The organism is Polaromonas sp. AET17H-212 (assembly GCF_002379085.1).
Lineage (GTDB): Bacteria > Pseudomonadota > Gammaproteobacteria > Burkholderiales > Burkholderiaceae_C > Polaromonas.
In genome coordinates, this window is sequence record NZ_NBZW01000003.1 from 42,001 (window position 1) to 55,207 (window position 13,207).

At 64.8% G+C, this 13,207-nt stretch carries 11 protein-coding genes; 8 read left to right on the plus strand and 3 right to left on the minus strand.

Annotation, left to right across the window (positions count from 1 at the left end):
* Positions 1-3: 3 nt before the first annotated feature.
* On the minus strand, positions 4-2,118 hold the full coding sequence (locus B7G53_RS04245) for a molybdopterin-containing oxidoreductase family protein (RefSeq protein WP_096664024.1): 2,115 nt from the start codon (positions 2,116-2,118) through the stop codon (positions 4-6).
* 62 nt (positions 2,119-2,180) lie between these two features.
* Between B7G53_RS04245 and B7G53_RS04250 the strand changes: the two genes are divergently transcribed.
* Positions 2,181-3,311, plus strand: coding sequence for an ABC transporter substrate-binding protein (locus B7G53_RS04250; protein ID WP_096664027.1), 1,131 nt, complete (start codon positions 2,181-2,183; stop codon positions 3,309-3,311).
* Between the two features lie 170 nt (positions 3,312-3,481).
* Positions 3,482-4,615 (plus strand): ABC transporter substrate-binding protein, encoded by a 1,134-nt coding sequence (locus tag B7G53_RS04255; RefSeq protein WP_096664029.1) that lies wholly within the window; start codon positions 3,482-3,484, stop codon positions 4,613-4,615.
* 80 nt (positions 4,616-4,695) lie between these two features.
* Here B7G53_RS04255 and argE read toward each other — a convergent pair whose 3' ends face one another.
* A complete protein-coding gene (gene argE, locus B7G53_RS04260; RefSeq protein WP_096664032.1) occupies positions 4,696-5,883 on the minus strand; it encodes an acetylornithine deacetylase in 1,188 nt (395 codons plus the stop codon).
* Positions 5,884-5,999: 116 nt separating this feature from the next.
* Here argE and B7G53_RS04265 point away from each other — a divergent pair, with 116 nt between their 5' ends.
* The 6 genes from B7G53_RS04265 to B7G53_RS04290 are packed head-to-tail and all read left to right on the plus strand — an operon-like array spanning position 6,000 to position 12,309.
* Positions 6,000-6,854 carry a decaprenyl-phosphate phosphoribosyltransferase gene (locus B7G53_RS04265; protein WP_096664035.1) on the plus strand — a complete coding sequence of 285 codons (855 nt, stop codon included), beginning with the start codon at positions 6,000-6,002 and terminating at the stop codon, positions 6,852-6,854.
* Positions 6,851-7,777: a lysylphosphatidylglycerol synthase transmembrane domain-containing protein gene (locus B7G53_RS04270; protein ID WP_096664038.1), complete on the plus strand. Its 927-nt coding sequence runs from the start codon at positions 6,851-6,853 to the stop codon at positions 7,775-7,777. The genes B7G53_RS04265 and B7G53_RS04270 overlap by 4 nt, the downstream gene beginning before the upstream one ends.
* Before the next feature lie 12 nt (positions 7,778-7,789).
* A complete protein-coding gene (locus B7G53_RS04275; protein ID WP_096664042.1) occupies positions 7,790-9,337 on the plus strand; it encodes an ArnT family glycosyltransferase in 1,548 nt (515 codons plus the stop codon).
* Complete coding sequence (locus B7G53_RS04280) at positions 9,325-9,978, plus strand: HAD family hydrolase (protein ID WP_096664045.1); 654 nt, start codon at positions 9,325-9,327, stop codon at positions 9,976-9,978. The genes B7G53_RS04275 and B7G53_RS04280 overlap by 13 nt, the downstream gene beginning before the upstream one ends.
* 40 nt (positions 9,979-10,018) lie before the next feature.
* Positions 10,019-11,215: a M20 aminoacylase family protein gene (locus B7G53_RS04285; RefSeq protein WP_096664048.1), complete on the plus strand. Its 1,197-nt coding sequence runs from the start codon at positions 10,019-10,021 to the stop codon at positions 11,213-11,215.
* Positions 11,212-12,309, plus strand: coding sequence for a M14 family metallopeptidase (locus B7G53_RS04290; protein WP_096664051.1), 1,098 nt, complete (start codon positions 11,212-11,214; stop codon positions 12,307-12,309). The genes B7G53_RS04285 and B7G53_RS04290 overlap by 4 nt, the downstream gene beginning before the upstream one ends.
* 78 nt (positions 12,310-12,387) lie before the next feature.
* Here B7G53_RS04290 and B7G53_RS04295 read toward each other — a convergent pair whose 3' ends face one another.
* Positions 12,388-13,161 carry a tetratricopeptide repeat protein gene (locus B7G53_RS04295; RefSeq protein ID WP_096664054.1) on the minus strand — a complete coding sequence of 258 codons (774 nt, stop codon included), beginning with the start codon at positions 13,159-13,161 and terminating at the stop codon, positions 12,388-12,390.
* Positions 13,162-13,207: the final 46 nt, after the last annotated feature.

A 13,207-nucleotide genomic window follows, 5' to 3' on the forward strand; every position in this document is an offset into this window, starting at 1 on the left:
AGATCAGAGTGCTGGCGCGGCGTCAAGTTGCACCTCGACCACGCAATCGTAGAACACCGGGCCGCGCCCCAGGTCGGTCAGGTGCTGGCTGGTCAGCTCGTTGACATTGGTGCCGTCCAGGCCGAACTTGCGCCACCAGATGCCCAGGCCGTGGACCACGCCGGCCCGCGCCCGGTCGGACACCCTGGCCTTGCAGCGGTAGCTGCCGCGCTGGTTGAACACCTTCACCACGTTGCCGGTGAGGATGCCGCGCGCGGCGGCGTCCAGTGCGTTAATTTCCAGCACCGGCTCGCCCTCGATGTCGCGCAGGCTTTTCACGTTGACAAAGGTGGAGTTCAGGAAGTTGCGCGCCGGCGGCGAGATCATTGCCAGCGGGTAGCTGGCCGAGGTACCGGCCGTTTCGTAATTGGGCACATGGTCGGGCAGGCCGTCCAGTCCCTGCGCGGCGAGCCGTTCGCTGAAAAACTCGCACTTGCCCGACGGGGTCAGAAAGCGGCCCTCGGCAAACGGCGCGTCAGGACCGGGTAGCGTGGCAAAACCCTTGTCCAGCAGTTCGTTGAAATCAATCTTGTCCCCGTCCGGGTGGCTGAAGGCCGCGCGGCACAGGGTTTCGTCGTCCTCAGCAAAACAGGGGTCGGTGAAGCCCATGCGGGCCGCCAGGCCGCGGAAGATTTCGGTGTTGGGCCGGGCCTGGCCCACCGGGGCGATCGCCGGGCGGTTCAGCAGCACATCGGTGTGGCCGTAGGCGCCGTGCACATCCCAGTGCTCCAGTTGGGTGGTGGCCGGCAGGATGAAGTCGGCGTAGTCGGCGGTGTCGGTCTGGAAATGCTCCAGCACCACGGTGAACAGGTCCTCGCGCGCAAAGCCCTGCACCACCTTGCCCGAGTCCGGAGCCACCGCCACCGGGTTGCTGTTGTAGACGATCAGCGCTTCTACCTTGGGGCCGAAGGCCGGTGAGCTGTCCCGCAGCAGATCGTCGCCGACGGTGACCATGTTGAGGGTGCGCGGCTGGCGGCCGGCCAGCAGGTCGGGCCGCTGCAGGGCCGCTCGGTTGATGGGGAACATGCCCGAGCTCGACAACAACACGCCGCCGGCGCGGTGCCGCCAGGCACCAATGAGTGCTGGCAGGCTGGCCACGGCCCGGGTGGCGTTGCCGCCGCCGCGCGCGCGCTGCATGCCGTAGTTCAGGCGGATGGCCGCCGCTTGCCCATTGACGAAACACGCGCCGTAGTCACGCGCCAGCGAGCGCACCTGTTCCGCCGGCACCCCGCAGACGTCTGCAACACGCTCCGGATTCCATAGCATGGAACGCTCGCGCAGCAAGGGCCAGCCGATGGTATGGCTTTCAAGGTAGGCGTGGTCCAGCCAGTCGTGAACGATCAGCTCATGCATGATGCCCAGCGCCAGCGCGGCGTCGGTGCCGGGTCGCAGGGCGATGTGTTCGTGGCATTTCTCGGCGGTTTCGGTCTTGCGCGGATCAATGCAGATGACCTTGGCACCCTGGCGTTTGGCTTCCTGCACATGACGCCAGAAATGCAGGTTGCTGGCGATCGAGTTGCTGCCCCAAATCAGGATGAGTTTTGCCTCGGCAAAAAATTCGACCTTCATGCCGATCTTGCCGCCCAGCGTCTGGGTCAGGCCCTCGCCGCCGGCGGCCGCGCAGATGGTGCGGTCCAGCAGCGAAGCGCCCAGTTTGTTGAAAAAGCGTGCGGCAATGCTTTCGCTCTGCACCAGGCCCATGGTGCCGGCGTAGCTGTAGGGCGCGATGGCCTGCGGGTCGCGCTGCGCTATGGCCTGGAGCCGGGCTGCGATCTCGTCCAGCGCGCTGTCCCAACTGACGGATTCGAACTGCCCGGAGCCCTTGGGCCCCACGCGCTTGAGCGGTTGCAGGATGCGGTCGGGGTGGTAGCTGCGCTCGGTGTAGCGCGACACCTTGGTGCACAGCACGCCGCCGGTTTGCGCGTGTTCAGGATTGCCCTGGACTTTGACCGCCACACCGTTTTCCACGGTGGTCAACAGGGCGCAGGTATCGGGACAGTCGTGCGGGCAGGCGCCGCGCACCTTGGCCGTGCCGTTCACGAAACTGACACTAGGGGAGATGCTGATGGGAACCGTCATAAATAGAACTACATTTTCTTACAAGGAGTCGCCCTGCTGGCGTTTCAGCCAGGGCCATCAATATGAAAACATTACACACTCTGGGGCAGACCCTTATCGTAGCTGTCCTGGCGCTCGCCGGTGCCATGGTGCACAGCCAGGACGGGGTCAACAAAACCGCCATCGTGCTCGGCCAGAGCCTGGCGCTGACCGGTCCGGGTTCCTCGCTGGCCCAGCCGTTTCATCAAGGCGCCAAGCTTTACTTTGACAACGTCAACGCGGCTGGCGGGGTCAACGGGCGCAAGATCGAACTGGTCACGCTGGACGACCAGGGGAGCCCTGCCAACACCGCCGCCAACACCAAGAAGCTGCTCGACCAGGGGGTGCTCTCCTTGTTCGGGTTTTACGGGTCGCCCCAGGTGACGGCCGCTTATCCCCTGATCAAGGACCGCGACATCATTTTGTTCGCCCCCATGGCGGCGGCCGACGAGTTTCGCGGCGCGCTTTATGCCAATGTGTACTCGCTGCGTCCCGGCTACTCGGAAGAGGCAGCGGCCATCACCAAACATGCTGCCGCCCTGGGCGCGCGCAAGCTGGCCATTTTGCATGCCAGCGATGGTGAGTCGCTGGCTGCACTGGACTCGGCGCAACGGACCATGACCAGCATGGGCGCGAACCTTCTTGTCAGTGCTGCCTTTTCCAGCGGAGCCGTGGCCGGCAGCGTGGACAAGGCCTTGGCGCCCGGTCCCGAATCGGTGCTGGTGATCGGTGACTCGCAGAGTGCGGCGTCGGTGGTGCGGGAGCTGCGGGCCAAAGGGTTTCGCGGGCCGGTTTATGGTTTTTCCAATACCGGCGAAAGCCTGCTGGCCGAACAGCTGGGCAGGTCAGGTGCCGGCGTGGTGGTGGCACGCGTGGTTCCCAAAAGTGATGGCTCCAAGGTGGCCCTGGTGCGTGAACTGCAGGCCGACGCCGCCGCGGCCAAGCTGGGCAAACCCAATGTCTACATGGTGGAAGGCTACATCGCTGCGCGCGTGTACACCGAGGCCTTGCGCCGCATCAGCAAGGACCCGACGCGAGCCAAGCTCAGAAAGGCCATTGAGGCCCTGGACGATCTCAGTATCGGCGGCTTTCGCATTCACTTTGTTGAAGACCGCGTGGGTTCGCGGCTGGTCGAGCTGGGCTTGATCGACTCGCAGGGGCGGGTCAGGGAGTAGGGTGCAGTTGGTGAGGTACGACACAGGCTGTCAGTTTTCTGACTTGATTTCGAGGGTTAACCCCTGGGGTTGGGATTTTTTAAAACCAAATCATTCAATTCCTTGCAGGGTGAAGCGGGAGGTGATCCGGCTGTCAGGTTCAGGGCATGTTGCATGCTGAAAATATACGCATGCTTATCAATCGTCGCAAATTCTCATTCACCGCCGGCGCCGCCGTGCTGGCCGGCTTCAACATTGCCCGGGCCCAGTCCGACAGCAAGATCATCCTTGGCCAGTCGGCCGCCTTTACCGGTCCTGCCGCGCAACTGGGCATCCAGTTTTACCAGGGGGCCAAGGTCTGTTTTGACCAGGTCAACGCCCAGGGCGGCGTGGGCAAGCGCCAGATTGAAATCCGCAACCTGGACGACGGTTACGAGCCGGACCGCTGCGCCGAGAACACCCGCAAGCTGATTGCCGACGACGTGTTTGCGCTGTTTGGCTACATCGGTACCCCGACCAGCCTGGCGGCCCTGCCGCTGGCGGTCAAGGACAAGGTGCCTTTTATTGCCCCGTTCACCGGCGCCATGGGCCTGCGCGAGCCGTTCAACAAATACGCCTTTCACGTCCGCGCGTCGTACAACGACGAGACCGGTCTGATCGTCAAGCAGCTGACCAGCCTGGGTCTGAAAAAAATCGCGGTGTTCTACCAGAACGACGCTTACGGCAAGGCCGGTCTGGACGGCGTCACCTTGGCCCTGAACGGCCTGGGGCTCAAAGCGGTGGCGCAGGCCACGGTGGAGCGCAATTCCGTCGATGTGGCCAAGGCAGTCCAGACCCTGGTCGCCGCGGCCCCCGATGCCGTGGTGCAGATCAGCGCCTACAAATCCTGTGCCGCCTTCATTCGCGCTGCACGCAAGGCCGGGTATGGCGGCACGTTCTACAACGTGTCTTTTGTCGGCACGCAGGCGCTGGCCGACGAGCTGGGCAAGGACGGTGCCGGTGTGGTGGTGTCCCAGGTCATGCCGTCGCCCTACAACGCGGCGCGCCCGATCGCGCGCGAGTTTGCCGATGCCGTCAAGGCGGCCGGCAAGGATGCCCAGGTCAACTTCTCCAGCATGGAAGGGTATGTGGCCGCGAAACTGTTGGTCGAGGGCCTCAAGCGCGCCAGCGGCAAGCTCAGCCGCGAGTCATTGATTGCCGGCCTGGAGGGCCTGGGCAGCCAGTCGCTGGGCGGCTTTTCCGTGTCCTTCTCACCGACCGACCATGTGGCCTCGAACTTTGTGGAGTTGTCCATGTTGACCGGCGACGGGCGTGTGCGCACCTGAGGTTCGCCTGCCTCACCGCCTGAAAAAAAAGCGCCTGATGGTTCAGGCGCTTTTTTCATGCTGACCGGGTGACCAGCATGTCAGGCGATGGTGGTCGTCGCGGCCAGCCCGCGCAGAAAGGCCTCGCAGCGTGCGAGTTGTTCCAGGCTGACAAACTCATCGGGCTGGTGCGCCTGCGTGATGCTGCCGGGCCCGCAGACCACGGTGGAAATGCCGGAGTTCTTGAAGATGCCGGCCTCGGTGCCAAACGCCACCTGCGTGGTGCGTGACTCGCCGCTCAGGCGCTGCGCCAGCCGCGTCACCGCGTCATTGGCCGACCCCAGAAAACTCGGAACTTCGCAAATCGTCTCGAAGCTGAAGCCGGCCTCGGGTGCTATCTTTTTCATAGCTGGTTCCGCTTGCCGGGCATAGGCCAGTACCTCTTTTTGCATCGCGGCCGCGTCGGCCGTGGGCAGGTCCCTAAATTCGTAGCGGAACTCGGCATCACGCGGCACCACATTGTCGGCAATGCCGCCGTGGAACTGGCCAACGCTGGCCGTGCTGAAGGGCACATCGAAACCTTCATAACGCGGCTCGTTGCGCTCGAAACCTTCGGCCATGTCGCGCAGCTTGCCCACCACCCGCGCGGCCATCTCGATGGCGTTGACCGATTGCGGTGTCAGCGACGAATGCGCTTCCTTGCCGCGCACACAGCACTTGTAGCGGTAAACACCCTTGTGGGCGATGGCCGGCACCATGCTGGTGGGCTCCCCCACGATGCAGGCCAGCGGCGCAATGCCGGCGTCCTTCATGTCGGCCACCAGCTCCCGCACGCCGAAACAGCCGACCTCCTCGTCGTAGCTGAGCGCCAGGTGAATCGCAAAAGGCGCGGGGCTGTTCAAAAAGGCGTCTGCCTGGGCCAGCGCCAGCGCGATGAAACTTTTCATGTCGGCGCTGCCGCGCCCATAGAGCTTGCCGTCGCGGACCAGGGCCGACAGCGGGTCGACCGACCAGTCTTGACCGTCCCAGGGCACGGTGTCGGTGTGGCCCGACAGGATCACCCCGGCAGGTTTGCCTTCTCCCAGCGTGGCAAACAGGTTGGCCTTGGTTTTATCGGCGTTCCAGGTGATGCGGCTGGCCACGCCGGATTTTTTCAGCGTGTCGCGCACGAAATGGATCAGCTCCAGGTTGGAGTTGCGGCTGACGGTGTTCATGCGCACCAGCGTTTGCGCAAGCGCCAGGGCCGGGGCGGACAGGTCGGAAGAGGGCAGGGTATGGGCAAAGGTCATGCCTGATTCTGGCCCAATTGCGTCCGCTGCGGGGGCGGTTATGCTTGAACCCGACCGCGCGCACGTGGTCTAAGCTTGTCCCCGCCCGACCGCCTCAACCGAGTTTTCCTCCGCCCATGCGTTTATTGTTCCGCCTCGTCACCTTGATGCGCCCCCACCAATGGCTGAAAAACGCCTTTGTGTTCGCCGGGCTGGTGTTCAGTGAGAGCTGGAGCGACGGGCCGGTGGCCTTCAAGGTGCTGAAGGCCTTTGCCGCGTTCTGCTGCTTTTCCAGCATGGTCTACATCCTCAACGACTGGCTGGACCGCGTCAGCGATGGCCGCCATCCGGTCAAGCGCCACCGGCCGCTGGCCAGCGGCGCCGTGTTGCCCGCGATGGCGCTGGCGCTGGCAGCGCTGCTGCTGGCTGCGGGCCTGGCTTTTGCCGCCGGCAACGGGACCTTGCTGGCGCTGCTGGGCATTTACGTTGCGCTGAACCTGGCCTATTCCTGGCGGCTCAAACATGTGCCGGTGGTCGATGTGTCCATCATTGCCTCGGGCTTCATGCTCAGGCTGCTGGCCGGCACCCTGGCGGTGGGGATTCCGCCGTCGCGCTGGATGCTGCTGGCCGGCCTGTTCGTGGCCCTGTTCCTGGGATTTTCAAAACGCAAGGCGGAAACCTTTCACGACCAGGCCGCCAAGCGCGCCGTGCTCGAGCACTACCCGCCGGCCCTGCTGGACATGTTCATGGCTGTGACCATGACGGCCAGCCTCATGACCTACGGCCTGTTTGCCACCAGCGCCGAGGCGCAGCTGCAGCACGGCAACCGGCTGGTCTACAGCGTGCCCATTGTCGTGTTTGCCATGCTGCGTTACGCCTACCAGGTGCACCGTGGGCGCGGCGAGGACGTGTCGCGCGACCTGGTGCGCGACCCCTGGATTCTGGCGGCGCTGGCGGCCTGGCTGCTGGTGTTTCTGGGGCGCCGCTTTTGAAGCCGCCGGGCCGGCCGGCGCCCCGCCTGCCGCTCAAGCCGCTGTTGCTGGTTCTGGGCCTGGCCGCCACGGCGTATGCGGTGGCACTGGCCGTTTTCGGCGAAGGCAGCGCCCTGGCAACCCTGCAGCGGCTGGGGTCGCTCGCGGGCCTGCAAGCCGCCGCCCTGTGCCTGTTGAATTACCTGCTGCGCGGCCTGCGCTGGCGCATGTGGATGGCCCATTACGGGCGGGCGTTCGGTCTCGCGGAAGGTCTGCGCCTGTACCTGGCGGGCTACACCTTCACGCCGACGCCCGGCAACATCGGCGAGGCGGCGCGTGGGCTGATGCTGGCGCGCCGTCCGCTGGGCCCGGCGCAAAGCCTGGCGATTTTCGGTGCGGAACGCCTGGCCGACCTGTTGTGCCTGCTGCTGATGTGCCTGCCGGTGGCCTGGTGGCTGGTCGCGCTGGGTGGTCCCGTGGCTTACCGCCTGGCGCTGGGCAGCGGCTTGGCCGCACTCGCTCTGCTGGTGCTTCTGTTCACGTTCCGGCGGCGCCTGCTGCTGCGGCTGTCCTGGCTGCGTGATGCCTGGCAGTGCCTGGCCACCCGTCCCGCGGTCTGGCTGGCGCTGACCGGGGTGGCCTGGGCCGCGCAGGGCCTGGCCGTCTGGCTCTTGTGCCGCGAGGCGGGCCTGGCCATTGGCCTGTTGCAAGCCGCTGGTTTTTACGCCATCGCCATGGTCGGCGGCGCGCTTTCCCTGTTGCCGGCGGGCCTGGGCGGCATGGAAGCGCTGTTGACTGGCCTGCTCGTCCTCCATGGCGCCGGCGCGGCGCAGGCGCTGGGCATCACCGTGCTGGTCCGGGTACTGACCCTGTGGCTGGCGGTGGCCATCGGTGCGCTGGCGCTGGTCTATAGTGCCGCCATTCGCGACATCAGTTTCAGATAAGTCTTCCTGCCCATGCTTGAACGTTCCGCCGCCCCGGCTGCCCCCCTTCTTTCCCCTTTCCTGGTGCGCGGGCTGGTCGCTGCCGGTGCGCTATCGCTGGCGTTGCGGCTGTGGCTCTCCGCCACCTTCCCGATCACCGGCGACGAGGCTTTTTTCTACTGGTGGGGCGTTTACCCCGACTGGGGTTATTACGACCATCCGCCCATGGTCGGCTGGCTGATTGCGCTGGTGCGCGCGACACTGGGCGACACGACTTGGGCGATACGCCTGCCGGTGGTCCTGCTGCCGCTGGCCCTCGGCGCCCTGGTGGCTTGGGCGCTGGCCCCGCTGGACCGCGTGCGTGCGGCTTGGGCCGTGCTGTTTTTCTGGCTGGCTCCGATCAACTGGCTCAATGTGCTGATCACCACCGATACGCCGCTGATGGCCTGGTCAGTGTTGTCGGTGGCCCTGCTGCTGCGTGCCGAGCGGCGCGAGCGCATGGACCGCACGGCCTGGGGGCTGTACGCGTTATCGGGCCTGGCGCTGGGCTGTGCCTTCCTGTCCAAGTACTTCTCGGTGGTGCTCGGCCTGACCTATTTCGTGTATTTCGCGGTCTACCGGCGCGAACGCTGGGCGGCGTTTGCGCTGCTGGTGCTGTGCGCCTTGCCCGGTCCGGCCATCAACATCGCCTACAACATGTCGCACGGCTGGTCGAACATCATGTTCAACCTCTACAACCGCAACGAAGGCGAGAGCTTCGCCTGGAACAAGCCGCTGCTCTACCTGGCCATGCTGGTCTACCTGGTCACGCCGGTGGCGGCCTGGCTGGTCTGGAAGCAGCGCGGGGCGCTGGCTGCCGCGGCGCGGCGGCAACGGCTGCTGGCCTGTGTGGTGGTCGTGCCGCTGCTGTTTTTTGCGTTGCTGTCGCTGAAGAAGGTGGTGGGGCTGCACTGGGTGCTGTCGTTTTACCCCTTCGGTTTTGCGTTGCTGGCCTTTGCCTTGCCGCGGGACAAGCTCAGGACCTGTGCACTGGGCATGGCCGCGTTTGCCGGCCTGCATGTGCTGGTGGTGGCCGGCCTCCATGCCACCTCACTCGAGAACTGGAAAAGCACAAAGCTCTATCCGCAAATCATCCGCAGTTACAAGACCACCGAGATGCTGCAGCAGGTGGCGGCACCCGGCGTGGAACTGATGGCCAGTGCCTACACGCCCGCGTCCATCTATGGCTACACGCTGCGCAAGTATGTGCCGGTGTTCGGCCCGGGCAATTTCCATGCGCGGCAGGACGACATGCTGGTTGATTTTTCGCTGTACCAGGGGAAAACCGTGCGCATCCTGCGCATGGACGCCCCGCGCCTCGAGGAGTACCAGCCCTACTTCGACAGCGTGCAGGTCCTCAGTTTTTCGCAGGACGGCGTGCCCTTTTACGCGGTCGAGGGCCGGGGCTTCAACTACGCCGCTTATAAAAAGGGCGTGCTCGCCACCATTCACAGCCGCTACTACAACATCCCGGCCTGGTTGCCCATGACCGGCTGCCCGTTTTGCGAGCGCCTTTGCGGCCAGGTGCGATGCACGAAGTAGGGGTCGCCGGCACCACTCCGGTCGTCGTCGCGGCCTTCGACTTCGACGGCACCCTGACCCGGCGCGATACGCTGCTTCCCTACCTGCGCCGCAGCCTGGGCTGGCCGCGGTTTCTGCTCGCCTTGCTGCGCAGCAGCCCCTGGCTGGCCGCCTACGCCTGCCGGCTCACCAGCAACCACCGGGCCAAGGCGCGCTTGTTGCAGGCCAGCCTGGGCGGGTACAGCGCGGCGCAGATCGAGCGCTGGTCGGCCGACTTTGTGGCGCAGTACCTGCCCCGGCAATGGCAGGAGGAGACGCTGGCACGGCTGCGCTGGCACCAGCAGCAGGGCCATGGCTGTGTGATTGTGAGCGCCTCCCCCGGGATTTATCTGCACGGGGTGGGTGACGTATTGCGCGTGGATGCGGTGCTCTGCACCGAGCTGGAGGTCAGTGACGGCATGCTTACCGGGCGCATGGCGACCCGCAATTGCCACGGCGAGGAAAAAGTGCTGCGCCTGCAGGCCTGGCTGGCCAATCGCGGCGTTCCTGCCGCAGCGGTTGTTTTGCATGCGTATGGCGATTCACGCGGCGACGTGCCGCTGCTAAATCTGGCAGACTATGCGCACTACCAAGGTCAACCCTGGGTCCGCCAATCATCCTGAAACCAGCGGGTGGGGTGGGCCTGATCATCCAAAGGTTTTCATGAAAGTCATTGATTCCATCGTCACCCAGGCCGCCGGCATTGCCGCCGTGCGCCGCGATATCCACGCCCACCCGGAGCTGTGTTTCGAAGAAGTGCGCACCGCCGACGTGGTGGCGCAAAAATTGACTGAGTGGGGTATCCCGATTCACCGCGGCATGGGCACCACCGGTGTGGTCGGCATCATCAAGAACGGCACCTCCAGCCGCGCCATCGGCCTGCGCGCCGACATGGACGCGCTGCCGATGCAGGAGTTCAACACCTTCGAACACGCCAGCCAGCATGCCGGCAAGATGCACGCCTGCGGCCACGACGGCCACACCGCCATGCTGCTGGCCGCCGCGCAGCACTTTGCAAAAAACCGCAATTTCGACGGCACGGTCTACCTGATTTTCCAGCCGGCCGAGGAGGGTGGCGGTGGCGCGCGCGAGATGATCAAGGACGGCCTGTTCGACAAGTTCCCGATGGACGCGGTGTTCGGCATGCACAACTGGCCGGGCACGCAGGTCGGCAAGTTTGCCGCCAGCACCGGCCCGGTGATGGCCTCGAGCAACGAGTTCAAGATCACCATTCGCGGCAAGGGCGGCCACGCCGCCTTGCCGCACAACGGCGTCGACCCGGTGCCGGTGGCCTGCGAGATGGTGCAGGCCTTCCAGACCATCATCAGCCGCAACAAGAAGCCGGTCGATGCCGGTGTGATTTCGGTCACCATGATCCATGCCGGCGAGGCCACCAACGTGATCCCCGACAGCTGCGAGTTGCAGGGCACGGTGCGCACCTTCACGCTGGAAGTGCTGGACATGATTGAAAAACGCATGCAGCAGATCGCCGAGCACCTCTGCGCCGCGCACGACGCCCAGTGCGAGTTTGCGTTTGTGCGCAACTACCCGCCCACCATCAACCATGCGAAGGAAACCGAGTTTGCGCGCAAGGTGATGGCCGAGATCGTTGGCGAGGCCAACGTGATCGCCCAGGAACCAACCATGGGCGCGGAAGACTTTTCCTACATGCTGCAGGCCAAACCGGGCTGCTATGTCTTTATTGCCAACGGTGACGGCACGCACCGCGAGATGGGCCACGGCGGAGGGCCTTGCATGCTGCACAACCCGAGCTACGACTTCAACGACGACCTGATCCCGCTGGGGGCCACCTTCTGGGTGCGCCTGAGCGAAAGCTGGCTGGCCACGGACGCCGCATGAGCGGAGTGACTGACGCTTTTTCCGGCACCTATGCCGAGGCGCGCGGCAAATTCCTGGAAGCGGCCGCTGCGGCCGGCCTGCAGGCGGATTCGCAGCTGCACCCCGAAACCGGCCGCGAGGGGGAAGTGCTGGCCATGGACGTGGTGCTGGACGGCCCGGCCGACGCCCGCTCCCTGCTGATCCTCAGCAGCGCCTGCCATGGCGTTGAAGGGTATTGCGGCTCCGGCGTGCAGGTGTTTGCCCTGAGGGACGCCGAGTGGCGTGCCAAGGCCAGGGCGCAGGGCGTGGCGGTTCTGTATGTGCATGCGCTCAACCCCTATGGCTTTTCGCACATCCGGCGCACCACCCACGAAAACGTGGACCTGAACCGCAACTTCCATGACTTCTCGCAGACCTTGCCCGTCAACGAGGCCTACCGCGAGTTGCAGCCGCTGTTGCTGCCTGACCAGTGGCCGCCCAACGACGACAACAAGGTGGCCACCGACCATTACATCGGCAGCCGCGGCATGGATGCCTACCAGGCAGCCATCACGCGCGGCCAGCATGAATTCCCCGAGGGCCTGTTTTTCGGTGGCACCGCGCCGACCTGGAGCAACCAGACCTTGCGCAAGGTGCTGCAGACCCATGCGCGCCAGGCCAGGCGGGTGGCGTGGATTGACATCCACACCGGCTTGGGCCCCAGCGGGGTCGGCGAACGCATTTGCGCCTGCCGCGATGACAAGGCGGCGCTGGCCCGGGCACGCGCCTGGTGGGGCGGCGGCGGCGCGACACCGGTCACCTCGATTTACGACGGCTCGTCGAGTTCGGCTTTCCTGACCGGCCTGATGTGGACCTCGATCTACGACGAGTGCCCCGACGCGGAATACACCGGCATCGCGATGGAGTACGGCACCTTGCCGCCCTTCGAGATGATGCAGGCGCTGCGCGCCGAACACTGGCTCAATGTCCACCCCGATGCGCCACCGGCGTTGGCGACGCAGATCCGGCAGCAGATGATGGATGCGTTTTACGTGGACACCGACGCCTGGAAAGACCGGATCATCAGCCAGGCACGGGAGTCGCTGTTCCAGGCGGTGGACGGCCTGACTTCATAGTATTTTTTGGCTCCAGCCCATGAGGTACGCGCGCATCCAGCTATAAAAAATATAGCGGATGCGCTTTTTTTTTGTGGCTCAGTCTTCCAGTTCGACCTTGGCCATTTCCACGTCGAGCCGCTCCATCGCGTCCGCTGGGGTACTGGCGGCGGCCTGCTCGTAGAGCTTGGTGGCCTCTTTCATCCGCTTGTCGCCTTCGAGCATCACCATGCCGTTGGCGTATTCGATCATGGCGATGGCCGAGCCCGGGTTGAGCTTGAGGGACTCCTTGAACAGCGACAGGCCCACGTCCTTCTTGGCGCCGTAGGTCATGCCGCCAATCAGGGAACCGACCTTGTCAATCACCTCGGCGTGAAAGGCGGCCAGCGCAATGTGCGCGTCGGCATGTTTGGGGCAGAGCCTGATGGCCTGCTCCAGCGCGTTCTTGACCTTGCTGCCCAGGCCCTGGGCGAGCGCCTTGGCCACGCTGATGCCCTGGCTGTAGCGCCCGAGCGCGTAGGCCTGCCAGTACCAGGCGTTGGCGTTCTGGGGGTCGGCGGCTTGCTGGGCTTCGGCGCGCTGGGCGACTTCCATGAACAGCTCGAGTTTGGTCTTTTCCTTGTTCTCGAGGTAGTTGGCGTAAATGGACGTGGCCTTGTTGACCACGGAGATGCCAGCGCCGCCTGCCTTCAGGCCCGCTTCGGCGGCCTGCTGGAATTCACCGTTGTGGAACAGCACCCAGGCCTGCAACACGGCGGCGTCCTTGGGCAGGGGCTCGCAGTCCCCCTGGTGCAGGCGTGCCCAGTTTTTTTTCAGGCTGGCGGCATCGAATGCATAGTCGCCAGCGTGGGGGAAAGCAGTCCATTTGGCCATCGGTCGTCTCCTTGGGAATTATTGTTGGTTGGCTGAAAAATCGGGG